Genomic DNA, 23,775 nt, shown 5'->3' with positions numbered 1-23,775 from the left:
TGATTTTTCAATGTATTTATTTTTTCGTTGATTTCTCTTCAAATGATTCAGTGATAGTTAATGAAAAAGAATTAACTGTTTTAAATAATCAGGTCGATTCATTGAAGAAGGAAGTAGAAGAAAATAAAAAGATTAAAATTTATCCGTTTAATGCAAATTATTTAAATGATTACAGAGGATACATTTTAGGAATGGATGAGCAAGAAATTGACCGTTTTTTAAAATATAGAAAGACTGGAAAACAAGTCTATACATTAGAAGAATTTCAAAAAATAACTAAGGCATCAGATTCTTTGATGAACAATATTAAACCATATCTGAACTTTCCTGGACAAAATAAAAAATCTATTGCTCCGAATTTGAATAAAAAAATATTGACCACTCTTCCTAAAAAAGATTTAAATACCGCTACTGCAGAAGAATTAAAAGCAATAAATGGTATTGGGAAAACCCTATCGAAACGGATTGTGAAATATAGGGATTTGCTATACGGCTTTTCAGAAGAAAGCCAGTTAAAAGAAGTGTATGGGCTAGCTCCGGAGGTAGTTGAAAAACTATTGGAAAAATACACAATTTTATCACCTCCAAATATAAAGAAAGTAAACATAAACACAGCGTCATTAAATGAATTGGCAGCCATTCCATATGTCAACTATAAACAAGCAAAGGATATTATCTCATACAGAACTAAACATGGGCAGATAGAATCTATAAAAGAATTAACAAAAATTCAAGATTTCCCCACTGAAAAAATTAATAGAATTGAATTATATTTGACGACTAAATAAAAGCCTAAAATAATGAGTATAGATACTGCTACACAAATGAATTTTGATTACTCTGAGACCCACAAAATGGTAGCTGCTTCAGCGAAAGAGTTTGCAGAACAATACATTCGCCCTCATGTAATGGATTGGGATGAATCTCAGGAGTTTCCGATAGGAGTGTTCAAGAAAGCAGGAGAAATGGGTTTTATGGGTGTATTAGTACCTGAAATTTACGGAGGTTCCGGATTAGGGTATCATGAATACATTGCCATTATAGAAGAAATAGCAAAAGTAGACCCATCTATTGGGCTATCAGTCGCAGCGCATAATTCTTTGTGTACCAATCATATTTTATCCTTTGGAAATGAAGAACAGAAACAACGCTGGATCCCAAAACTAGCTACTGCAGAATGGCTTGGGGCTTGGGGCCTTACAGAACACAATACAGGCTCTGATGCTGGTGGGATGAATGCTACAGCAGTAAAAGATGGAGATGATTGGGTTATCAATGGAACTAAGAACTTTATAACCCATGGCAAAAGTGGAGATATCGCCGTTGTTATTGTTCGGACTGGTGAAAAAGGTGATTCTCATGGTATGACAGCTTTTGCTATTGAAAAAGGTACTCCCGGATTTAGTAGTGGGAAAAAAGAGAACAAACTGGGAATGCGTGCCAGTGAAACTGCTGAACTTGTATTTGATAACTGTAGAATTCCTGACACAAATCGTTTAGGTGCGGTTGGAGACGGTTTTATCCAGTCCATGAAAATCCTTGATGGAGGAAGAATCTCCATAGGAGCATTATCATTAGGGATTGCTAAAGGAGCTTATGAAGCTGCATTAAAATATTCTAAAGAACGAGTTCAATTTGGAAAACCCATTAGCGAGTTTCAAGGGATATCTTTTAAACTGGCTGATATGGCTACACAAATAGAAGCAGCTGAATTGTTACTCCATAAAGCTGCTTATGAAAAAAATGCCGGAAGGAAGATGACAAAGTTGAGTGCAATGTCTAAAATGTATGCATCAGAAATATGTGTGCAAATTGCCAACGAAGCAGTCCAGATTCATGGAGGGTATGGCTATACCAAAGATTTCCCAGTAGAAAAATTTTACAGAGATGCCAAATTATGTACCATAGGTGAAGGTACTACTGAAATTCAAAAATTGGTGATTGCAAGAAATATTTTAAAATAATTTTTGAAATTCGATAAATCCGCTATCTTTGCAACCTCTAAAAGAGAGGGGGTGGTAAGCATATGTTAATCATACACGTAAAAGAAGGAGAAAATATCGATAAAGCTTTAAAGCGTTACAAGCGAAAGTTTGATCGTACAGGCACAATGCGTCAATTAAGAAGCCGTCAACAATATACCAAGCCTTCCGTACGGAGAAGGGCTGAAATCCAAAAGGCACAATATATTCAAAACCTTAAAGACCAAGAAGAAATTTAATTTCTATATTTTTAATGATAAAAAGTCTTGATAGTTTCTTCTATCAAGGCTTTTTTTATAAGCATACATACACAAATATATTTTGTAATTTTATATAACAATATTAGTGTATGCTATTCACCTCTCTCACAGATTATCTTCTTCTTGAAAAAAAATACTCTAAGCATACGGTTGCAGCTTATAAAAAAGATTTAGAAGCTTTTCTAAGTTTTTGTAAAGAAGTTTATGAAGTTGAAACCATAGAAAATGTAAATTATTCTCAAATCAGAAGCTGGATTGTCCAACTTGTAGAAGAAGGCATTTCAAACCGATCTATAAACAGAAAAGTAGCATCTTTAAAGGCCTATTATAAATTCTTGCTCAAAACGGGGAGTATAAAAGAAAACCCACTCATAAAACACAAGGCATTAAAGATCCCTAAAAAAGTAGAAGTCCCTTTTTCTGAAAAAGAAATGGAAAAAGTACTAACGGAGGTTCCTTTCAATGATGATTTTGAAGGCTTTCGAAACAAGTTGATTATAGAATTATTTTATGCTACAGGAATTCGAAGAAGTGAATTGATCAATTTAAAAATAAATGATATCGATTTTTCGTCTATGACCATAAAGGTTTTAGGAAAAAGAAATAAAGAACGGATTATTCCCATTATTACATCATTAGAAAAATCCATAAAACAATATATGGATGTTAGAGAAAAACAATTCGTTAATAAGGAAGCTTATGAATATATGTTTCTATCAAAAAAAGGGAATAAAATGTATGAAATGCTTGTATATAGAATTATAAATAATTATTTTAGTATGGCATCTTCAAAAATGAAAAAGAGTCCACATATTATACGGCATACTTTTGCGACTCACATGCTCAATCAAGGTGCAGATTTAAATTCGGTAAAAGAGTTACTGGGCCATGCCAGTTTGGCATCCACACAAGTATATACCCATAACAGTATCTCAGAATTAAAAAAAGTATATAAGAAGGCACACCCCAGAAATAAAAATTAACATAATGGCCTTATAAAAACGAAGTTTAATATAAAAACCAGGTGAAATGAAAGTAAACGTTCAATCTGTAAATTTTACAGTAGATGGTAAATTAGTTGACTTCATTCAAAAACGAATGGACAAATTAGAGAATTTTTATGATAAGATTATTCATTCGGATGTATATCTGAAAGTAGAGAATACAAGTAGTAAGGAGAATAAAATAGTAGAAGTAAAAGTATATGTTCCAGGCGATTCATTTATGGTTAAAAAACAATGTAAAACTTTCGAAGAAGCACTTGATACAGCTACCGATTCATTGGAAAGAGTACTATTAAAAAGAAAAGGAAAATTAAGGGCTCATATATAACTAAAAAAAAAACAAAAATGTTTTGAATAAAAAAATAAATCTCTACATTTGCAGTCCGTTAGAAATAGCGGACTTTTTTTATTGAAAAAAGCCGATGTAGCTCAGCTGGCTAGAGCAGCTGATTTGTAATCAGCAGGTCGTGGGTTCGAGTCCCTCCATCGGCTCAAAAGACCCTTTAGAAAGTTCTTTTAAAAACGATACGGGGAGATACTCAAGCGGCCAACGAGGACAGACTGTAAATCTGTTGGTTTTTACCTTCGCAGGTTCGAATCCTGCTCTCCCCACAATTATAAATCGACCATAATGTCAATTTGTAATTGAATATGCGGGAGTAGCTCAGTTGGTAGAGCGTCAGCCTTCCAAGCTGAATGTCGCGAGTTCGAACCTCGTCTCCCGCTCAAAGGCCGGTGTAGCTCAGGGGTAGAGCGCTTCCTTGGTAAGGAAGAGGTCACGAGTTCAAATCTCGTCATTGGCTCATATTAGCATAAAATTGAACACTAATATATATAACTAAGATTAAAAATTATTAAATCATGGCAAAGGAAACTTTTGATCGTTCCAAACCCCACTTAAATATTGGTACTATTGGACACGTAGATCACGGTAAAACTACCTTAACTGCTGCAATTACTAAAGTATTGGCAGATAAAGGCCTTTCAGCAGTAAGAGATTTTGCGTCTATTGACAACGCTCCGGAAGAAAAAGAAAGAGGTATTACAATTAACACATCACATGTTGAATACCAAACAGAAAACCGTCACTATGCACACGTTGACTGTCCTGGTCACGCCGACTATGTGAAAAACATGGTAACAGGTGCTGCTCAGATGGATGGTGCTATCCTTGTTGTTGCTGCAACAGATGGCCCTATGCCACAAACACGTGAGCATATCCTTTTAGGTCGTCAGGTTGGTGTGCCAAGAATTGTTGTATTCTTGAATAAAGTTGATATGGTTGATGACGAAGAATTGTTAGAATTAGTAGAAATGGAAGTGAGAGAACTTCTAAGTTTCTACGAGTATGATGGAGATAATACCCCTGTCATTCAAGGTTCTGCGCTTGGAGCGCTTAACGGAGAAGGAAAATGGGTTGATTCTGTTATGGAATTAATGGCTGCAGTTGATAGCTGGATAGAGTTACCTAAGAGGGATGTTGACAAAGACTTTTTAATGCCTATTGAAGATGTGTTTACTATCACAGGTCGTGGTACTGTTGCTACAGGACGTATTGAAACCGGTGTTGCACACACAGGAGATCCTGTAGATATCATTGGTATGGGTGCCGAGAAATTGACATCAACTATTACAGGTGTTGAAATGTTCCGTAAAATTCTTGATAGAGGAGAGGCAGGAGATAATGTAGGTATTCTTTTAAGAGGTATTGAAAAGACAGATATTAAAAGAGGTATGGTTATCTGTAAGCCAGGATCTGTTACTCCTCATGCTAAATTTAAAGCAGAGGTTTATATCCTTAAAAAAGAAGAAGGTGGACGTCATACACCGTTCCATAATAACTACCGTCCTCAGTTCTACGTACGTACAACTGATGTAACGGGAACTATCAATTTGCCTGATGGAGTAGAAATGGTAATGCCAGGTGATAACCTTACCATTACTGTGGAGCTTCTTCAGCCAATTGCCCTTAATGTAGGTTTGCGTTTTGCTATCCGTGAAGGAGGTAGAACAGTTGGAGCAGGTCAGGTTACAGAAATTTTAGACTAAGATTTATTGATATAAATCGATAGAAGGTGTCCCGGATTTTTTCGGGATACCTTTACGATTAAATAACAATACAATTTATCTCGATATTTTTTTGAGAAGAAAAACATAAATAAACGGGTGTAGCTCAGTTGGTAGAGCACTGGTCTCCAAAACCAGGTGTCGGGAGTTCGAGTCTCTCCTCCCGTGCAAAGAACAATAATATGGGAGTTATTAAATATATTAAAGAGTCATATGAAGAATTAACTAACGATGTTAGTTGGCCTTCATGGGCAGAAGGACAAAAGCTTATGATGGTAGTAGCTGTATTTTCTATTATTTTCTCGTTAGCAATATGGGGGGTAGACACAGGCTTTCAAAAACTTATTGCCCTATACTTTAATTTAATTAACTAGGATAAAATAATGGCAGAAGGATTAGTGAAAAATTGGTATGTAGTAAGAGCAGTAAGCGGCCAAGAGAACAAAGTGAAATCGTATATTGAGAATGAAGTAACTAGGTTAGGTTATTCAGAATATGTTGATGAAGTACTAGTACCGACTGAGAAAGTTGTTCAAATCCGGAATGGTAAAAAGGTAAATAAAGAACGGGTATATTTTCCAGGTTATGTAATGGTAAAAGCTAACTTGGCAGGGGAAATAGCACATGTTATAAAGTCCATTACGGGCGTTATAGGTTTTCTGGGAGAAGTAAAAGGTGGAGACCCTATACCGCTTAGAAAATCAGAAGTTAATAGAATGCTCGGAAAAGTAGATGAGCTTGCTATTAAAACAGATAATATTGCTATTCCTTTTGTAATTGGAGAAACCGTAAAAGTCATAGACGGGCCATTTAACGGCTTTAATGGCACCGTAGAAAAAATAAATGAGGAAAAGCGTAAACTTGAGGTGATGGTGAAAATTTTCGGAAGAAAAACACCTTTAGAATTAAGCTACATGCAAGTAGAGAAAGTATAAAATTGTTACACAATTATATAAAAGTGCCTAGCTTCCAATTTTAAGGTACTTTCAATTTAAATTAAAAACAATGGCAAAAGAAGTAGATAAAGTAGTTAAACTACAAGTTAGGGGAGGTGCTGCGAACCCGTCGCCACCGGTTGGACCCGCTTTAGGTGCCGCAGGTGTTAACATTATGGAATTCTGCAAGCAATTTAATGCACGTACGCAGGATAAACCTGGCAAAGTATTACCTGTTGTTATCACCGTTTACAAAGACAAATCATTTGAATTTGTAGTCAAGACACCGCCAGCGGCAGTTCAGTTATTGGAAGCGGCTAAGGTAAAAAGTGGTTCTGGAGAGCCTAACCGAAAGAAAGTAGCAAAAGTCACTTGGGACCAAGTAAGGACTATTGCAGAAGACAAAATGCAGGACCTTAATGCATTTACCATAGAATCTGCTATGAGTATGGTTGCAGGTACTGCAAGATCCATGGGATTAACGGTTACAGGCCCAAAGCCTTTTTAAATTTTAAAAGAATCTAAGAAATGGCAAGAATCACAAAAAAAAGAAAAGAGGCTTTAGCTAAGATTGACAATAATAAACATTATTCAGTTCAAGAAGCGTCGAACTTAGTGAAAGAAATAACGAACGTAAAATTTGATGCATCCATAGACTTAGCAGTACGTTTGGGAGTAGATCCACGTAAGGCTAATCAAATGGTTAGAGGAGTGGTAACATTACCACATGGAACTGGAAAGGATGTGAAAGTTTTAGCACTGGTAACTCCAGATAAAGAAGCAGAAGCTAAAGAAGCCGGAGCAGACTATGTAGGATTAGATGAGTATTTGCAAAAAATTAAAGATGGCTGGACAGATGTTGATGTAATCATTACCATGCCAAGTGTTATGGGTAAATTAGGGCCATTAGGTAGAGTTCTTGGACCTAGGGGATTAATGCCAAACCCTAAAACAGGAACCGTTACAATGGATGTTGCAAAAGCAGTTTCCGATGTAAAAGCAGGTAAAATAGATTTCAAGGTTGACAAAACCGGAATCGTCCATGCTGCTATCGGAAAATCATCATTCAGTCCTGAGAAAATTGCAGAAAATGCAAATGAATTAATTCAAACATTAATAAAATTAAAACCAACTGCATCGAAAGGGATATATATCAAAAGTATCTATATGTCCAGTACCATGAGCCCAAGTGTTCAGGTTGACCCAAAAGCAGTATAATTGGTAGTTAAGAACTTTAAATCATGACTAGAGAAGAAAAATCAACGGTAATAAAAGATTTAACTGCGCAGTTAGCTGATAATACAAATATATATCTGGCAGATATATCAGGGTTAGACGCAGATACAACTTCTAATTTAAGAAGAGCTTGTTTCAAAGCAAATGTAAAACTCGCAGTAGTTAAAAACACATTGCTTGCAAAAGCAATGGAAGCATCAGATAAAGATTTTGGAGAATTACCATCCATATTAAAAGGGAACACCTCTTTGATGATTTCAGAAACTGGAAATGCACCGGCAAAGGTGATTAAAAACTTCCGAAAGAAATCAGACAAACCACTCCTTAAAGGAGCCTTTATTGAAGAGGCAATATATATTGGGGATGGTCAGTTAGATGCATTAGTTAATATAAAATCTAAAGAAGAAGTAATTGGTGACATCATTGGATTGTTACAATCACCTGCTAAAAATGTTGTTTCTGCTCTTAAATCAGGAGGAGGAAAACTTGCAGGCATCCTAAAAACATTATCTGAAAAATAACGAGTACGCACTTAAATAAATTATATTTTTTAAAATTTAAAAACGATAGAAAATGGCAGATTTAAAAGAATTCGCAGAACAATTAGTTAACTTAAGCGTAAAAGAAGTTAATGAGTTAGCTGATATATTAAAAGAAGAATATGGCATTGAGCCTGCCGCTGCTGCTGTAGCTGTAGCAGGAGGCGGAGCTGCTGCAGGAGATGGGGAAGCTGCTGAGGAAAAATCAGAATTTGATGTAATCCTTAAAGCAGCTGGAGGTTCTAAACTAGCAGTAGTTAAGTTGGTAAAAGAACTTACCGGTTTAGGGCTAAAAGAAGCTAAAGACATAGTTGATAGCGCTCCTAAAGCAGTAAAAGAAGCTGTTTCTAAAGAAGAAGCCGAAGGCATTAAGAAATCTTTAGAAGAGGCTGGAGCAGAGGTTGAGCTTAAATAAGTTCGCCAAGCCAACAATCTTGGTTTAGGTCTTTCCGTTAAGCGGAATAAGACCTAAACCCTTTTGCGTATATTAAAAGTATATACGATATAACTATTTTATTTTAATCAAAATTTTGTTCATTGATGTTCACAAGTCAGACTGAAAGGTTAAATTTTGCTTCCGCTAAGAACACACCCGATTATCCGGATTTCTTAGATATTCAAATAAAATCATTCCAAGATTTTTTCCAACTGGAAACCAAATCAGAAGAAAGAGGAGATGAGGGATTGTATAATACCTTCATGGAGAACTTTCCAATTACAGATTCACGAAATCAATTCGTATTAGAGTTTATCGATTATTTTGTAGATCCGCCGAGATATACTATTCAAGAGTGTATCGAAAGAGGGTTAACATATAGCGTTCCTTTAAAAGCAAGATTAAAACTCTATTGCACCGATCCGGAGCACGAAGATTTCGAAACTATTGTACAGGATGTATATTTAGGTGTGATACCTTACATGACCCCAAGTGGAACTTTCGTTATAAATGGAGCGGAACGTGTTGTAGTTTCTCAATTACACCGGTCTCCGGGAGTCTTTTTTGGCCAGTCATTTCATGCGAACGGAACAAAACTATACTCTGCCAGAGTAATCCCGTTTAAGGGTTCCTGGATAGAATTTGCTACCGATATCAATAGTGTTATGTACGCTTATATTGATAGAAAGAAAAAATTACCGGTAACTACCCTTTTAAGGTCTATAGGGTATGAAAGGGATAAGGATATCTTAGAAATATTTGACCTTGCTGAAGAAGTAAAAGTAACAAAAACAGGACTTAAGAGAGTATTGGGACGAAAGCTAGCAGCACGTGTATTGAAAACATGGCATGAAGATTTTGTAGATGAAGATACAGGAGAAGTAGTCTCAATTGAACGAAACGAAATTGTTCTGGATAGGGACACCATTTTAGAAAAAGAACATCTGGAACAGATACTGGAAACAGACACAAAAACTATACTGTTGCACAAAGAAGATATCGAATCTTCTGATTATGCGATTATTCATAACACATTACAAAAAGACCCTACGAATTCTGAAAAAGAAGCAGTAGAGCATGTTTACAGGCAATTGCGTAATGCTGAGCCGCCAGATGAAGAAACTGCTAGGGGCATTATTGATAAATTATTCTTCTCAGACCAACGATATAACCTCGGAGAGGTTGGTCGTTACAGAATGAATAAGAAATTAGGACTTGACATTGCTATGGATAAACAAGTCTTAACAAAAGAAGATATTATTACCATTATCAAATATCTGATTGAGTTGATTAACTCAAAGGCAGAAATTGATGATATTGATCACCTTTCCAACAGACGTGTACGAACAGTTGGTGAGCAGCTATCGGCACAATTTGGTGTAGGGTTGGCACGTATGGCTAGAACCATCCGTGAACGTATGAATGTTCGTGATAATGAAGTATTTACACCTATTGACCTTATCAATGCAAAAACATTGTCTTCTGTGATAAATTCCTTCTTCGGAACGAATCAATTATCTCAATTTATGGATCAAACAAATCCGTTAGCAGAGATAACTCACAAAAGAAGAATGTCTGCATTAGGACCTGGTGGATTATCTAGAGAGCGTGCCGGATTTGAGGTTCGTGATGTTCACTATACACATTATGGGCGCTTATGTCCTATAGAAACACCCGAAGGTCCAAATATTGGTTTAATATCTTCATTGAGTGTATTTGCAAAAGTAAACAACATGGGATTCATAGAAACCCCATATAGAAAAGTAGCAAATGGAAAGGTTGATCTGAAAAATATTATATACCTAAGTGCGGAAGAGGAAGAAGAGAAAAAGATCGCTCAAGCTAACATCCCACTTAAAAAAGATGGAACTGTAGATACAGACAAGGTGATTGCCCGTGAAGAAGGCGACTTTCCTGTTGTAGAACCTTCAGCGGTTCATTATACAGATGTAGCGCCTAACCAAATTGCATCCATCTCAGCGTCACTTATCCCATTTTTAGAGCATGATGATGCAAACCGTGCACTGATGGGATCAAATATGATGCGACAGGCAGTTCCATTATTACGACCAGAGTCCCCCATAGTAGGGACAGGATTAGAACGTCGTGTGGCGTCTGACTCAAGAGTATTGGTTAATGCGGAAAATGATGGGGTTGTTGAACATGTTGATGCAAACAAAATAGTCATCAGGTACAATAGAACAGATGAAGAAAAGCTGGTAAGTTTTGAAGATGACCATAAGACATATAAACTGATTAAGTTTAGAAAAACCAACCAAGGGACGTGTATTAATCTAAAACCTATTGTTAGCAAAGGGGATAAGGTTGTTAAAGGACAGGTATTATGTGAAGGCTATGCAACCCAACAAGGAGAGCTTGCCTTGGGAAGAAACCTCAAAGTAGCATTTATGCCATGGAAAGGGTACAACTTTGAAGATGCAATTGTAATATCTGAGAAAGTAGTAAGAGAAGACATATTTACATCCATTCACATTGATGAGTACTTGTTAGAGGTAAGAGACACTAAGCTTGGTGCAGAAGAGCTAACAAATGATATACCAAACGTATCTGAAGAGGCTACCAAAGATTTAGATGAAAATGGTATGATACGTATAGGAGCTGAGGTAAAGCCCGGTGATATTTTAATAGGTAAAATTACACCTAAAGGGGAATCAGACCCAACACCGGAAGAAAAACTTCTTCGTGCCATCTTTGGAGATAAAGCGGGTGATGTAAAAGATGCTTCATTAAAAGCATCACCATCACTTAGTGGTATTGTTATCGATAAAAAACTGTTTTCAAGGTCACTAAAAGACAAGAGAAGGCGTGCAAAGGACAAAGAAGACATCGCAAAACTGGAAATGGAGTATGCAACTAAGTTTGAAGGTTTAAAAGATGTATTGGTAGAGAAGCTATTTTCATTGGTAAATGGAAAAACATCTCAAGGGGTATCAAATGACTTAGGAGAAGAAGTTCTTCCAAAAGGAAAAAAATTCACACTTAAAATGCTCAATGCTGTGGATGATTTTGCACATTTAACAGCAGGAGGTTGGACAACGGATAAGCATACTAATAAGCTTGTAGCAGACTTACTCCATAATTACAAGATAAAATTGAACGATCTTCAGGGAGCCCTTCGAAGAGATAAGTTTACGATCTCAGTAGGAGATGAACTTCCATCAGGAATTATGAAGCTTGCCAAAGTATATATTGCTAAGAAACGGAAGCTAAAAGTAGGAGATAAGATGGCAGGACGTCACGGTAACAAAGGTATTGTTGCCAGAATAGTCCGAGAAGAAGATATGCCTTTCTTGGAAGATGGAACTCCGGTAGATATAGTCTTAAATCCTCTTGGAGTACCATCCCGTATGAATATTGGACAGATTTATGAGACTGTATTAGGTTGGGCAGGGCAAAAACTTGACAAAAAATTTGCTACGCCTATCTTTGATGGAGCTTCATTAGATGAAATTAATGAACTTACAGATAGCGCTGGAATACCAAGATTTGGACATACCTATTTGTATGATGGGGGTACAGGAGAACGTTTTGATCAGCCTGCAACTGTTGGGGTTATTTATATGCTTAAGTTAGGTCACATGGTTGATGACAAGATGCACTCAAGATCCATTGGTCCATACTCACTTATTACACAACAACCTCTTGGTGGTAAGGCACAGTTTGGAGGTCAACGTTTTGGTGAAATGGAGGTATGGGCACTCGAAGCATATGGAGCCTCTAGTGCATTGCGTGAGATCCTTACGGTAAAATCGGATGATGTGATCGGTAGGGCAAAAACCTATGAAGCAATCGTTAAAGGAGAAACCATGCCTGAACCCGGACTACCGGAATCATTTAATGTATTAATGCATGAGCTTAAAGGCCTTGGATTAGATATTAGATTAGAAGAATAAGAACAGTAAATACTGTTGTAAATAAATTAAAATAAGTTAATTCATCACCACCATATATTATGGCAAGATTAAAAGATAAAAATACAGTTCAGAAATTCAATAAAATTTCAATTGGTTTAGCTTCTCCCGAGTCAATGCTTGCAGAGTCAAGAGGAGAAGTATTAAAACCAGAAACCATCAATTATCGAACCCATAAGCCAGAGCGCGACGGATTGTTTTGTGAACGCATTTTTGGACCGATAAAAGATTATGAATGTGCTTGTGGGAAATACAAAAGAATCCGTTACAAAGGGATTGTTTGTGACAGATGTGGAGTGGAAGTTACTGAAAAGAAAGTACGTCGTGATAGAGTTGGACATATCAATTTGGTAGTTCCTGTTGCACATATATGGTATTTCCGTTCGTTGCCCAACAAAATAGGGTATCTTTTAGGGTTGCCATCAAAGAAGCTCGATATGATTATCTATTATGAGCGTTATGTGGTTATTCAGCCAGGGATTGCGGTGAACGCTAACGGTGAAGAATTAAATAGATTGGATTTCCTGACTGAAGAAGAGTACTTAAATATTTTAGATTCGCTTCCTGCAGAAAACCAATATCTAGAAGACTCGGATCCCAATAAATTTATAGCTAAGATGGGAGCAGAATGCTTGCTCGATTTATTAGCAAGAATTGATTTAGACCAACTTTCATATGAACTTCGTCACAAGGCAAACAATGAAACCTCAAAGCAGCGAAAAGCAGAAGCACTTAAAAGGCTTCAAGTAGTAGAGTCATTAAGAGAAGCACAATCAAATAGAGAGAACAATCCGGAGTGGATGATTTTGAAAGTAATCCCGGTAATTCCACCGGAACTACGTCCATTAGTACCACTTGATGGAGGACGGTTTGCTACATCTGATTTGAATGACTTATATCGAAGAGTTATTATACGAAATAACCGTTTAAAAAGATTGATCGAAATTAAAGCCCCGGAAGTTATCCTCCGTAACGAAAAACGGATGCTTCAGGAGTCAGTAGATTCTCTTTTTGACAATACACGAAAAGCATCAGCTGTAAAAACAGAATCAAACAGACCATTAAAATCCCTTTCAGATTCTTTAAAAGGAAAACAAGGACGCTTCCGTCAAAACCTTTTAGGAAAACGGGTTGATTATTCGGCACGTTCTGTTATTGTTGTTGGTCCTGAGCTTAGACTATACGAGTGTGGCCTTCCAAAAGATATGGCTGCAGAGCTGTACAAACCGTTTATTATCCGGAAGCTCATAGAACGGGGCATTGTTAAAACAGTAAAGTCTGCTAAGAAAATTATAGATAGAAAAGAACCCGTAGTTTGGGACATTCTCGAAAATGTATTAAAAGGACATCCGGTATTGCTTAACCGTGCCCCCACACTTCACCGTTTGGGGATTCAGGCATTCCAACCAAAACTTATAGAGGGTAAGGCTATTCAATTACATCCATTAGTATGTACAGCATTTAATGCTGACTTTGATGGTGACCAAATGGCAGTGCATTTACCATTAGGGCCTGAAGCAATATTAGAAGCACAATTATTAATGCTAGCTTCGCACAATATCTTGAACCCTGCAAATGGATCACCAATTACGGTACCATCTCAAGACATGGTTCTCGGGCTATATTATATGACCAAAGATAGAAGGAGTACTCCTGAGCATCCTGTAAAAGGTGAAGGATTGATATTTTACTCTCCTGAGGAAGTGGTGATCGCATACAACGAAAAACAAGTTGATTTACATGCGATTATTAAAGTAAGGACACTTGATTTTAATGAAAAAGGAGAGTTAACCCCTCAAATCATTGAAACAACTGTTGGAAGAGTATTGTTTAACCAAGTAGTTCCAAATGAAGCAGGCTATGTGAATGAAGTATTGACAAAAAAGTCATTACGAGATATTATTGGTAATATCTTAAAAGCAACAAGTGTTCCGACTACAGCTGATTTCCTTGATAAGATTAAAAATATGGGATATGGTTTTGCCTTCCAAGGAGGACTTTCATTCAGTTTAGGAGATATCATCATTCCGAAAGAAAAACAACAAATGATTGATGGGGCCAATGAGCAGGTAGATGGAATTATGATGAACTATAACATGGGACTTATTACAAATAATGAACGTTATAATCAAGTAATTGATATCTGGACATCAACCAATGCAGGTCTTACAGAGTTAGCAATGAAAAGGATCCGAGAAGACAATCAAGGGTTCAACTCTGTATATATGATGCTCGATTCGGGGGCAAGAGGATCTAAAGAGCAGATACGTCAGTTGACCGGTATGCGTGGATTGATGGCAAAACCTAAGAAATCAACAGCCGGTGGAGGTGAAATTATTGAGAACCCGATTTTATCTAATTTTAAAGAAGGGTTATCCATCCTTGAATACTTTATTTCTACGCACGGTGCCCGAAAAGGATTGGCAGATACCGCTTTGAAAACAGCAGATGCTGGTTATTTGACACGTCGATTGGTAGATGTTTCGCAAGATGTTATTATCAAAATAGAAGATTGTGGTACATTAAGAGGTATTGAAGTAGCACCTTTGAAGAAAAATGAAGAAGTTGTAGAATCTTTAGGAGAACGGATATTAGGACGTGTATCATTGAACGATGTGTACAATCCCTTGACAGAAGAGTTGATTGTAGAATCTGGCGAAGAAATTAGGGAAAAGGCTATCAAGAAAATAGAAGCAGCACCGATAGAAAAAGTAGAGGTGCGCTCTGCATTAACCTGTGAAGCAAAACAAGGAATTTGTGCTAAATGTTATGGCAGGAACCTTTCGACAGGAAAAATGGTTCAAAAAGGAGAAGCAGTAGGTGTTGTAGCTGCACAATCCATTGGGGAGCCCGGAACGCAATTAACACTTCGAACATTCCACGTTGGAGGTATTGCAGGAAACATTTCTGAAGAAAATAAAATAGAAGCAAAATTTGATAGTAAATTAGAAATCGAAGACCTTAGAACTGTAAAAGGAGAAAATGCAGAAGGAAAAGCAGTAGATATTGTGATATCCCGTACATCAGAAGTAAAATTTATAGACGAGAAGACAGGTATTACACTTGGAACCAATAACATTCCTTATGGATCACAAATCTTTGTAAAATCAGGAAAAAGTGTTAAAAAAGGAGAGGCTATATGCCAATGGGACCCATATAACGGTGTAATTATATCCGAATACTCAGGGGTAATTGCATATGAAAATATTGAACAAGGAGTTACCTATCAAGTAGAGATTGACGAGCAAACCGGGTTCCAGGAAAAAGTAATTTCAGAATCTCGTAATAAGAAGCTCATTCCAACGCTTTTAATTAAAGACGAGAAAGGAGAAACGATACGATCTTATAATCTACCTGTAGGAGCTCATATTATGGTAAATGATGGAGATAAAATAAAAGAAGGTAAAATATTGGTTAAAATCCCTAGAAAATCTGCTAAAGCAGGGGATATTACGGGAGGGCTTCCAAGAGTTACTGAATTGTTTGAAGCAAGAAATCCATCAAACCCTTCGGTAGTTTCTGAAATAGATGGTGTTGTTTCCTTTGGAAAAATTAAACGGGGAAACCGTGAAATCATTGTAGAATCTAAGTTAGGTGAGGTGAAAAAATATCTGGTAAAACTATCAAACCAGATACTTGTTCAGGAAAATGATTATGTAAGAGCAGGAATGCCACTATCTGATGGTTCTATCACACCGAATGATATCTTGAACATCAAAGGCCCATCAGCTGTTCAACAATATCTTGTGAATGAAGTTCAGGAGGTATACCGACTTCAGGGAGTTAAAATAAATGATAAACACTTTGAGGTAGTCGTTCGGCAAATGATGCGAAAAGTACAGATACAAGATTCCGGTGATACCACTTTCTTAGAAAATCAATTGGTTCATAAGGATGATTTTATACATGAAAATGACGAAATATTTGGTAAAAAAGTAGTGGAAGATGCCGGAGATTCTGAAAACTTAAAACCCGGACAAATTGTAACATCCCGTCAATTACGAGATGAAAATTCATTATTGAAACGTACTGACAAACAACTAGTAGTTGCTAGAGATGCAGTTCCTGCAGTAGCAACGCCGATACTTCAAGGTATAACAAGGGCCTCCTTACAAACTAAGTCATTCATTTCGGCAGCATCTTTCCAAGAAACCACAAAAGTATTGAATGAGGCAGCTGTTAATGGTAAGGTTGACCATTTGGAAGGCTTAAAAGAGAATGTTATTGTAGGACATAAAATCCCTGCTGGAACAGGCATGAGAGAATATGATGATATCATTGTAGGCTCAAAAGAAGAATACGATGAGATTATGGCAGGAAAACAAGAAATGAACTTTTAGAAAATGAGTAAGCAAGAGAAGTCAAAACAAGGACAGATAAATATTGAATTGGACGAAAAAACTGCAGAAGGGATATATTCCAATTTAGCAATTATCAATCATTCAGTATCAGAATTTGTTGTTGACTTTATCAGTATGATGCCAGGATCACCAAAAGCAAAGGTGAAGAGTAGGATAATATTGACTCCTCAGCATGCTAAAAGGTTTCTTAAGGCATTGAATGATAATGTTACTCGTTTTGAAAAAGCACATGGTACTATAAAAGATTATGAGCAACCACCTATCCCTCTTAACTTTGGGCCAACGGGCGAAGCATAGTGAACTTTTAGAATGATAAAGTAAAAAACCTGCCAATTTTGGCGGGTTTTTGTATTTTTATAAGAAACCTGAATAATTAGTGTATGGGCAAACGAATAAAAACCTATCGGGAATTCTATAAATTTTATCTGACTGAGCATCAAAACAGAACAAGTAGAATGCTACATTTTATAGGTACTCTTTTTGTTTTCATCCTTACAGGGTTTTTTGTCTATTATAGAGGCGGCTGGGAATGGATATTTGTCCCTATTGTTGGTTATGGTTTTGCATGGGTAGGCCATTACTTTTTTGAGAAAAACAAACCGGCAACATTTAAATATCCGGTGTGGAGTTTAATCTCTGATTTCAAACTTTTTTTTGAAATACTGTTTGGCAGAAAATCATTTGACAGTTCAAAAGATTAATTAAAGCTCTGAAGTGAAATGTAATTTTACGGAAGGGTACTTTTGCTGCGTCATTTGAATGGAAAAAGAAGAATCGGCCAAGAAGACCAATTGCCCCTGTTTGTCTTTCGCCAAAAATTTCTGTTTCACACGCTTAAATTCAGCAAATTCTTCATTTTTAGGATCTTCAGGGACAACCCAGCACGCTTTATGTACAGGAAAGTTTTCATAGGTACATTTTGCTCCGTACTCATGCTCCAATCGGTATTGAATGACTTCGTATTGTAAAGCCCCTACTGTTCCGATCACTTTTCTACCATTCATTTCTAAAGTAAAAAGTTGTGCAACACCTTCATCCATTAATTGATCAATACCTTTAGTCAATTGTTTGGCTTTCATAGGATCAGCATTGTTAATATACCTGAAATGCTCAGGGGAAAAACTAGGAATTCCTTTGAAATTTAATAGTTCTCCTTCCGTTAATGCATCTCCTATTTTAAAATTTCCGGTATCATGGAGTCCCACAATATCACCGGCATAAGAAGTGTCAATAATTGCCTTCTTTTCGGCAAAAAATGCATTAGGGCTAGAGAATTTCAATTTTTTATTATTACGTACATGCAAGTAAGGCTTATTTCGTTCAAAGATACCGGACACTATTTTTATAAATGCTAACCGGTCTCGGTGCTTAGGGTCCATGTTTGCATGAATTTTAAACACAAATCCGCTAAAAGAAGGCTCATCCGGTTTTACAAGGCGCTCTTCTGATTGTTTTGGGCGTGGGGAAGGAGCAACTTCAATGAAGCAATCTAATAACTCTCGTACACCAAAATTATTAAGGGCAGATCCAAAAAAAACAGGCTGCAATTCACCTTTTAAGTACGCTTCTCTGTTAAAATTAGGGTAGACTTCATAGACAAGCTCTAAGTTTTCACGTAATGCTATCGCAGCATCTTCTCCAATTATTTTTTCCAATTCAGGATTTGTGAGGTCATCAAAAGCAATAGTCTCCTCAATGTTTTTCCTGCTATCTCCTTCAAATAGATTAATGTTCTTTTCCCATATGTTATATATGCCTTTAAAATCATATCCCATCCCAATTGGGAAACTGAGCGGTGTTACAGTGAGGCCTAATTTTTGCTCTACTTCATCTAATAAATCAAAGGCATCTTTTCCTTCCCGATCCAGTTTATTAATAAAAACAATGATAGGAATGTTGCGCATTCGACATACTTCAACTAGTTTTTCAGTCTGTTCCTCAACACCTTTTGCAACGTCAATTACAACTATTACACTATCTACAGCCGTAAGCGTCCGATATGTATCCTCTGCAAAATCCTTATGCCCTGGGGTATCCAGAATATTTATTTTTTTGTCTTTATAGATAAATGCCAGTACAGAAGTAGCTACAGAAATCCCTCTTTGCCGCTCTATTTCCATGAAATCACTTGTAGCTCCTTTTTTTATTTTATTACTTTTTACTGCTCCGGCTTCCTGAATGGCCCCACCAAAGAGTAATAGTTTTTCCGTTAAGGTTGTTTTTCCGGCATCTGGGTGAGAGATAATGCCAAAAGTTCTTCGCTTCGCTATTTCCGTAATCATATCCATAATTAAAGCCTCTGTTGAAAGGTGCAAAAATACTGTTTTGATTTTATCTGAAAGCGTTTAAGACATCATAAATAAATAGAACTGTATAATTAATATTTCCATTTATATGATAAAAAATGCAACTCATCTAGATATATAGTCATATAACCGAAAATAATTGGGGTGCGAAAGGCAATAATATAATTTCGTCGAAGATTTTGGTGACAATTTGAGTTTTTAAATTCAACATTATACAACCACCGAAATCCAATAAATAACAATAGGCCTATGAAATTTTTTACTTCTAATGGATATCTATTATCTATAATATTTGGATTATGGGCATATAGTATTGGCGCATCTACATATACTAAGGTAGACGGTGTTCATGAGAATAGTATTTATGTGGATACAGACGGCGATGGAATAGATGATACCATAGATACTGATGACGATAATGACGGAAATCCGGACACTACTGATCCCAATCCATTGGTAGCAACTGCGGTAGCCAATGTTTTTAATGCAACTGAAGGAACAGTTCGTACCACCAATATCTTAGCGAATGATGATTTCATCCCAGGAGCAACAATAAGTATAGTAGATTTGGGGATTGGCACAGCCATAGGAGCTGTAACCTTTAACAATATAACAGGTGAAATAAGTTATACACCTGCACCGGGAGAAGAAGGAACAGCAGTATACCTTACCTATCAAGTGTGCAATACAGCAGTGGCACCTCAAGTATGTGCCACTGCAACCATACTTATTAATGTGCTTCCGGATACTGATGGTGACGGACGGTCAGATATCACCGATTCGGATGATGATAATGATGGCATATTGGATACAGTGGAGAATAACTTTTGTGCCTCCTCAAGTTTTGTAGCTACAGAACAAATTTTTATAGACAATTTTGGTGTAGGGACCCCTACAAGTAATACAAGTGTAATAGGTCATACTTTTGATGCTACCCAACCGAATGATGGAGGTTATGTAGTAACAACTTCAACGGATCAGGGAGCATTTTATGCAGAAACCAACGCAAACCCTTCTCCAGATGCAGATGCAGACGGTACTGCCTTAGGAAGGTATCTATTCATCAATATAGATGCTGTAAACTTCACAAATGCAGCTATTTACAGAGAAAGTGCCATAGCAGTTATTCCCGGAATGCGTTATCGTTACAGCATTTCAGCAGCCGGGTTGTGTGATGGATGTGCTGACATTCCTGAGTTCTCATTGAGCGTTGAAGATACAGGAGGTAATCCGATAGTCTCACAAAGTTCAGTAGGTTCAGGAATTCAAAATGATGATATATGGCGAACAGTCGAAGTAGAATTTGTCGCGACTACGGCCACAGTAAATCTAGTAATCATTAATAATCAGTCGCAAGGAGCTGCCGGAAACGATTTGGGAATAGACAATGTACGCTTGATGCTGCTTGGGTGCGATCAAGATAACGATGGTGTTCCAAACCAATACGATTTAGATGCTGACAATGATGGAACCCCAGACAATATAGAAGCACAAAATACAGCTGGTTATGAAGCACCGGCGGGGACTGTAAGTTCTGGGGGGGTAGATATGAATTATATTGGGGGCATTTCCCCCCAAAATACCGATGGTACTGACATGCCTGATTTTGTAGATTTAGATAGTGATAACGATGGGGTTTTTGATATTGTTGAATCGGGAAATGGATCATTGGACACAAACAATGATGGGATAACAGATGGAACAGTTGGAATAAATGGTTTGGATGATTTATTAGATACTACGGATGATTATCTGGATGTTAATGGAAGCTATGATACTACACAAACCGATAACTTTCCTGATATAGATGAAGATGCCAATAATGGGGGCGATGTAGATTATAGAGATGCTATCACAAATGATTTTGACAATGATGGCATTTCAGACATTACCGATTTGGATGATGACAATGATGGTATTACAGATGTACAGGAAAATACAGCGATTCCATCAGGACAGCCTGACTGTAGCACTACACCATCTCTTAGTTTTAGTGGAACACCTGTATTAGAATCCGGTATAGACTTGCAGCAGGGAGCTGTATATCGTTATACAACTGTTACAACAGGAATAGATGCCCTAGTGACTATAAAAAGTGTTGTGAATGCTATACTGATTACTTTTGATGAAGATATAACAGATTCTGAATTTTTCAAACCGGAGACACGGTACCTATTGGGCGATGTAGGTTCTCAAGGCTATGTAGAATATGAGATATCCTTTGTGCAAAGTGGAACTACCATTCCTGTCATTTTACCCGAGTTTATTGCAAACTTTATTGATATAGATGGAAATACCGATTACAGAGAGCAAGACTTCACCGATGTTCCTTCTTGCTATATAACATCTACCCCTTCAGAATTAAGCATTAATTTAAATAGCAGGTTAGAAGCCACTGCAGGCACTACAGAGTATTTAGAAATAAACAACGGACAACCACTTGTTAACCTCTCTGCAATATATAAACATAAAACAGCATTAAAAATCCGTTTTGGAGCAATAGCAACCACGGCAGTAAACGGATTAACAATTACCCGGCAACATGGGATTCAATTCTCTTGCTTAACAAATTATATTAACCCACAAGGCTTTCTGACAGATTTAGACGGGGATGGTATTATTAATTCATTAGATTTAGATAGTGACAATGATGGTATTTATGATGTAATAGAAAGTGGAGCAGGGTTGGCAGATACCAACCAAGATGGCCAAGTAGATGGATTACAGGGCACAAACGGGATTCCTGATGCTGCAGAAGATGGAGGGGTTGATGGAGCAGGGGTAAGCAACATCGCTGTCAATTCAGATAACAATACAAATGACAATCCTGATTATCTAGATATAGATGCTGATGATGATGGAATTATTGATAACATAGAAGCGCAACCAACTTTTAGCTATATAGCACCTTCCGGAAATGACGCTGATGGGAACGGAGTGGATGACAATTATGATGCAAGCCCCATTATACCAATAAATACAGACGGAACATTTGTGTTCAACAGTGATACAGTTCCTGATTATCTTGACTTAAATTCTGATGGGGATGGAGAAAGCGATACTATCGAAGCATATGACACAGATGATGATGGAATTGCAGATACCGTACCATCAGGATCTGACACTGATGGTGATGGGCTCGATGATAACTTTGATTTGATTAATTTAAACACAAGTGCTTCCCAAAATTATACCAATGGAGGGCAAACGGCACTTTCACCATTTCCTGACACAGATTCTCCCGGAGGTGAACCCAATTGGCGAGAATCTCAAAACCGGCTAACACTTACAAAAGTAGATATCTTTAATGACGAAAATGGAGATGGCATTTTTCAGGCAGGCGAAACAATCGGTTATACTTTCACTATTACCAACACAGGGAATACTGCACTAAATAATATAGAAATAACAGATCCTCTGGTAACTGTAACTGGAACCCCAATACCAAGCTTGCTGCCCGGAGAATCAGATAATACTTCATATACAGCCACTTATACCCTTACACAAGTAGATATAGACGCAGGCAGTTTTCAAAACACAGCCACTGTAACAGCAGAAGATCCAAATAACAATATGGTAAGCAGTTTATCGGATGACCCAGATGACCTTACTGATAATGATAGTGATGGTGATGGTAACCCTGATGACCCCACAGTAACTCAAATTGATGCCATTACTATTGATAGTGATGGCGATGGGATTGTAGATGCCCTTGAAGGAAGTGGTGATACGGATGGCGACGGTATACCGGATTTTATGGACATAGATAGTGACAATGATGGAATCCCCGACAATGTGGAAGCACAAACTACAGAAGGGTATATTCCTCCGTCTGGTATAGATAGTGATAGTGACGGGTTGGACGATGCCTATGATAACCCGTTGAATGAAGGGTTGATCCCCATAAATACGGACAATACCGACCTCCCTGATTATCTGGATGATGATACCGACAATGATGGTGTTCCGGATGCTATTGAAGGTAATGATTTTAACCATGATGGGATAGCAGATAACATCTTTTCAGGTATAGACACTGATAATGATGGTTTGGATGATGCATTTGAAGGGAATGATATAAATGATGGCCCGGATGTAAATGACGAAATAAATGACCCAGCCAATGACCTTCCCGATACAGATGGAACAGAAGATGTGGACTACAGGGATATTGATGATGATGGGGACAGTGTAGATACAGAATTTGAATACGATGTTGATAATGACAATAACGGCCCTGATGATACGGATGGCGATGGTACACCTGATTATTTAGACCCGGATGATGATAACGATGATATAGCAACCATTGATGAGAACCCTGATCCAAATGGCGACGGTAATCCTGAAGATGCTTTCGATACAGATGGTGACGGTACACCTGATTATCTCGACCCTAATAATACAACAGAAGGAGAATTAGAAGTATTCCAATTGATCACCCCAAATGGAGATGGAAAAAACGATGTTTTAGTGATTGGTAATATCCAAGACTTTCCAAATAATGTAGTAAGAATATATAACCGGTGGGGAAGATTGGTTTTTGAAACTAGGGGATATAATCCGATAAATAATTTCTTTGATGGAAGGTCCACAGCAGATATGACTATCAACGAAGGGGAATATTTACCTGTTGGCACGTATTATTATGTAATCAATTATGTAGCACAAACAGGAAACAAAACCATAGCAGGACACCTCTATATTAACAGATAAA

18 protein-coding genes and 5 tRNA genes are annotated in these 23,775 nt (G+C 37.2%); 22 read left to right on the top strand and 1 reads right to left on the bottom strand.

What is annotated here, in order from left to right; genetic code table 11:
* Positions 1-50 precede the first annotated feature (50 nt).
* The 21 genes from WBG21_RS08325 to WBG21_RS08225 all read left to right on the top strand — a co-directional run bounded on the left by WBG21_RS08325 (position 51) and on the right by WBG21_RS08225 (position 17,453).
* On the top strand, positions 51-788 hold the full coding sequence (locus tag WBG21_RS08325) for a ComEA family DNA-binding protein (RefSeq protein WP_340076761.1): 738 nt from the start codon (positions 51-53) through the stop codon (positions 786-788).
* 36 nt (positions 789-824) lie between these two features.
* Complete coding sequence (locus WBG21_RS08320; RefSeq protein ID WP_340076915.1) at positions 825-1,964, top strand: acyl-CoA dehydrogenase family protein; 1,140 nt, start codon at positions 825-827, stop codon at positions 1,962-1,964.
* A 62-nt stretch (positions 1,965-2,026) separates the two neighbouring features.
* Positions 2,027-2,221 (top strand): 30S ribosomal protein S21, encoded by a 195-nt coding sequence (rpsU, locus tag WBG21_RS08315; RefSeq protein ID WP_340076759.1) that lies wholly within the window; start codon positions 2,027-2,029, stop codon positions 2,219-2,221.
* A 110-nt stretch (positions 2,222-2,331) separates the two neighbouring features.
* Complete coding sequence (locus WBG21_RS08310) at positions 2,332-3,225, top strand: tyrosine-type recombinase/integrase (protein WP_340076757.1); 894 nt, start codon at positions 2,332-2,334, stop codon at positions 3,223-3,225.
* A 46-nt stretch (positions 3,226-3,271) separates the two neighbouring features.
* Positions 3,272-3,574 (top strand): ribosome hibernation-promoting factor, HPF/YfiA family, encoded by a 303-nt coding sequence (gene hpf, locus WBG21_RS08305; RefSeq protein WP_340076755.1) that lies wholly within the window; start codon positions 3,272-3,274, stop codon positions 3,572-3,574.
* A 90-nt stretch (positions 3,575-3,664) separates the two neighbouring features.
* Positions 3,665-3,738, top strand: a tRNA-Thr gene (locus tag WBG21_RS08300).
* Between the two features lie 37 nt (positions 3,739-3,775).
* A tRNA-Tyr gene (locus WBG21_RS08295) sits at positions 3,776-3,858 on the top strand.
* A 41-nt stretch (positions 3,859-3,899) separates the two neighbouring features.
* A tRNA-Gly gene (locus WBG21_RS08290) sits at positions 3,900-3,972 on the top strand.
* Positions 3,973-3,977: 5 nt separating this feature from the next.
* Positions 3,978-4,049: transfer RNA gene (locus WBG21_RS08285), tRNA-Thr, on the top strand.
* Between the two features lie 58 nt (positions 4,050-4,107).
* Positions 4,108-5,295, top strand: coding sequence for an elongation factor Tu (gene tuf / locus WBG21_RS08280; RefSeq protein WP_340076753.1), 1,188 nt, complete (start codon positions 4,108-4,110; stop codon positions 5,293-5,295).
* A gap of 113 nt (positions 5,296-5,408) precedes the next feature.
* Positions 5,409-5,481 (top strand) — tRNA-Trp (locus WBG21_RS08275).
* 14 nt (positions 5,482-5,495) lie between these two features.
* Positions 5,496-5,687, top strand: a complete 192-nt coding sequence (gene secE, locus WBG21_RS08270; protein ID WP_340076751.1) for a preprotein translocase subunit SecE — start codon at positions 5,496-5,498, stop codon at positions 5,685-5,687.
* A 9-nt stretch (positions 5,688-5,696) separates the two neighbouring features.
* Positions 5,697-6,248, top strand: a complete 552-nt coding sequence (gene nusG, locus WBG21_RS08265) for a transcription termination/antitermination protein NusG (protein ID WP_340076749.1) — start codon at positions 5,697-5,699, stop codon at positions 6,246-6,248.
* A 70-nt stretch (positions 6,249-6,318) separates the two neighbouring features.
* On the top strand, positions 6,319-6,756 hold the full coding sequence (gene rplK, locus WBG21_RS08260) for a 50S ribosomal protein L11 (protein WP_340076747.1): 438 nt from the start codon (positions 6,319-6,321) through the stop codon (positions 6,754-6,756).
* Positions 6,757-6,776: 20 nt separating this feature from the next.
* Positions 6,777-7,466, top strand: a complete 690-nt coding sequence (gene rplA / locus WBG21_RS08255) for a 50S ribosomal protein L1 (protein ID WP_340076745.1) — start codon at positions 6,777-6,779, stop codon at positions 7,464-7,466.
* 23 nt (positions 7,467-7,489) lie between these two features.
* A complete protein-coding gene (rplJ, locus tag WBG21_RS08250) occupies positions 7,490-8,005 on the top strand; it encodes a 50S ribosomal protein L10 (protein ID WP_340076742.1) in 516 nt (171 codons plus the stop codon).
* 52 nt (positions 8,006-8,057) lie between these two features.
* Positions 8,058-8,438 (top strand): 50S ribosomal protein L7/L12, encoded by a 381-nt coding sequence (gene rplL, locus WBG21_RS08245; RefSeq protein WP_340076740.1) that lies wholly within the window; start codon positions 8,058-8,060, stop codon positions 8,436-8,438.
* Between the two features lie 125 nt (positions 8,439-8,563).
* Positions 8,564-12,373 carry a DNA-directed RNA polymerase subunit beta gene (gene rpoB / locus WBG21_RS08240; protein ID WP_340076738.1) on the top strand — a complete coding sequence of 1,270 codons (3,810 nt, stop codon included), beginning with the start codon at positions 8,564-8,566 and terminating at the stop codon, positions 12,371-12,373.
* 59 nt (positions 12,374-12,432) lie between these two features.
* Positions 12,433-16,731 (top strand): DNA-directed RNA polymerase subunit beta', encoded by a 4,299-nt coding sequence (rpoC, locus tag WBG21_RS08235; protein WP_340076736.1) that lies wholly within the window; start codon positions 12,433-12,435, stop codon positions 16,729-16,731.
* Between the two features lie 3 nt (positions 16,732-16,734).
* Positions 16,735-17,049 carry a DUF3467 domain-containing protein gene (locus WBG21_RS08230; RefSeq protein WP_340076734.1) on the top strand — a complete coding sequence of 105 codons (315 nt, stop codon included), beginning with the start codon at positions 16,735-16,737 and terminating at the stop codon, positions 17,047-17,049.
* A gap of 83 nt (positions 17,050-17,132) precedes the next feature.
* Complete coding sequence (locus tag WBG21_RS08225; protein WP_340076732.1) at positions 17,133-17,453, top strand: Mpo1-like protein; 321 nt, start codon at positions 17,133-17,135, stop codon at positions 17,451-17,453.
* On the opposite strand, the gene WBG21_RS08220 is transcribed toward WBG21_RS08225, so the two are convergent.
* The gene (locus tag WBG21_RS08220; protein ID WP_340076730.1) at positions 17,454-19,040 is read right to left on the bottom strand and encodes a peptide chain release factor 3; all 1,587 of its coding nucleotides are present in this window, start codon (positions 19,038-19,040) and stop codon (positions 17,454-17,456) included.
* Positions 19,041-19,307: 267 nt separating this feature from the next.
* On the opposite strand from WBG21_RS08220, the gene WBG21_RS08215 reads away from it, so the two are divergent.
* Entirely contained in the window at positions 19,308-23,774 is a 4,467-nt protein-coding gene (locus WBG21_RS08215) for a T9SS type B sorting domain-containing protein (protein ID WP_340076728.1), read from the top strand.
* Position 23,775 lies beyond the last annotated feature (1 nt).

It is taken from the genome of Leptobacterium meishanense (assembly GCF_037645805.1).
GTDB lineage: Bacteria > Bacteroidota > Bacteroidia > Flavobacteriales > Flavobacteriaceae > Leptobacterium_A > Leptobacterium_A meishanense.
This window is presented reverse-complemented; position numbering and strand designations above follow the sequence as displayed.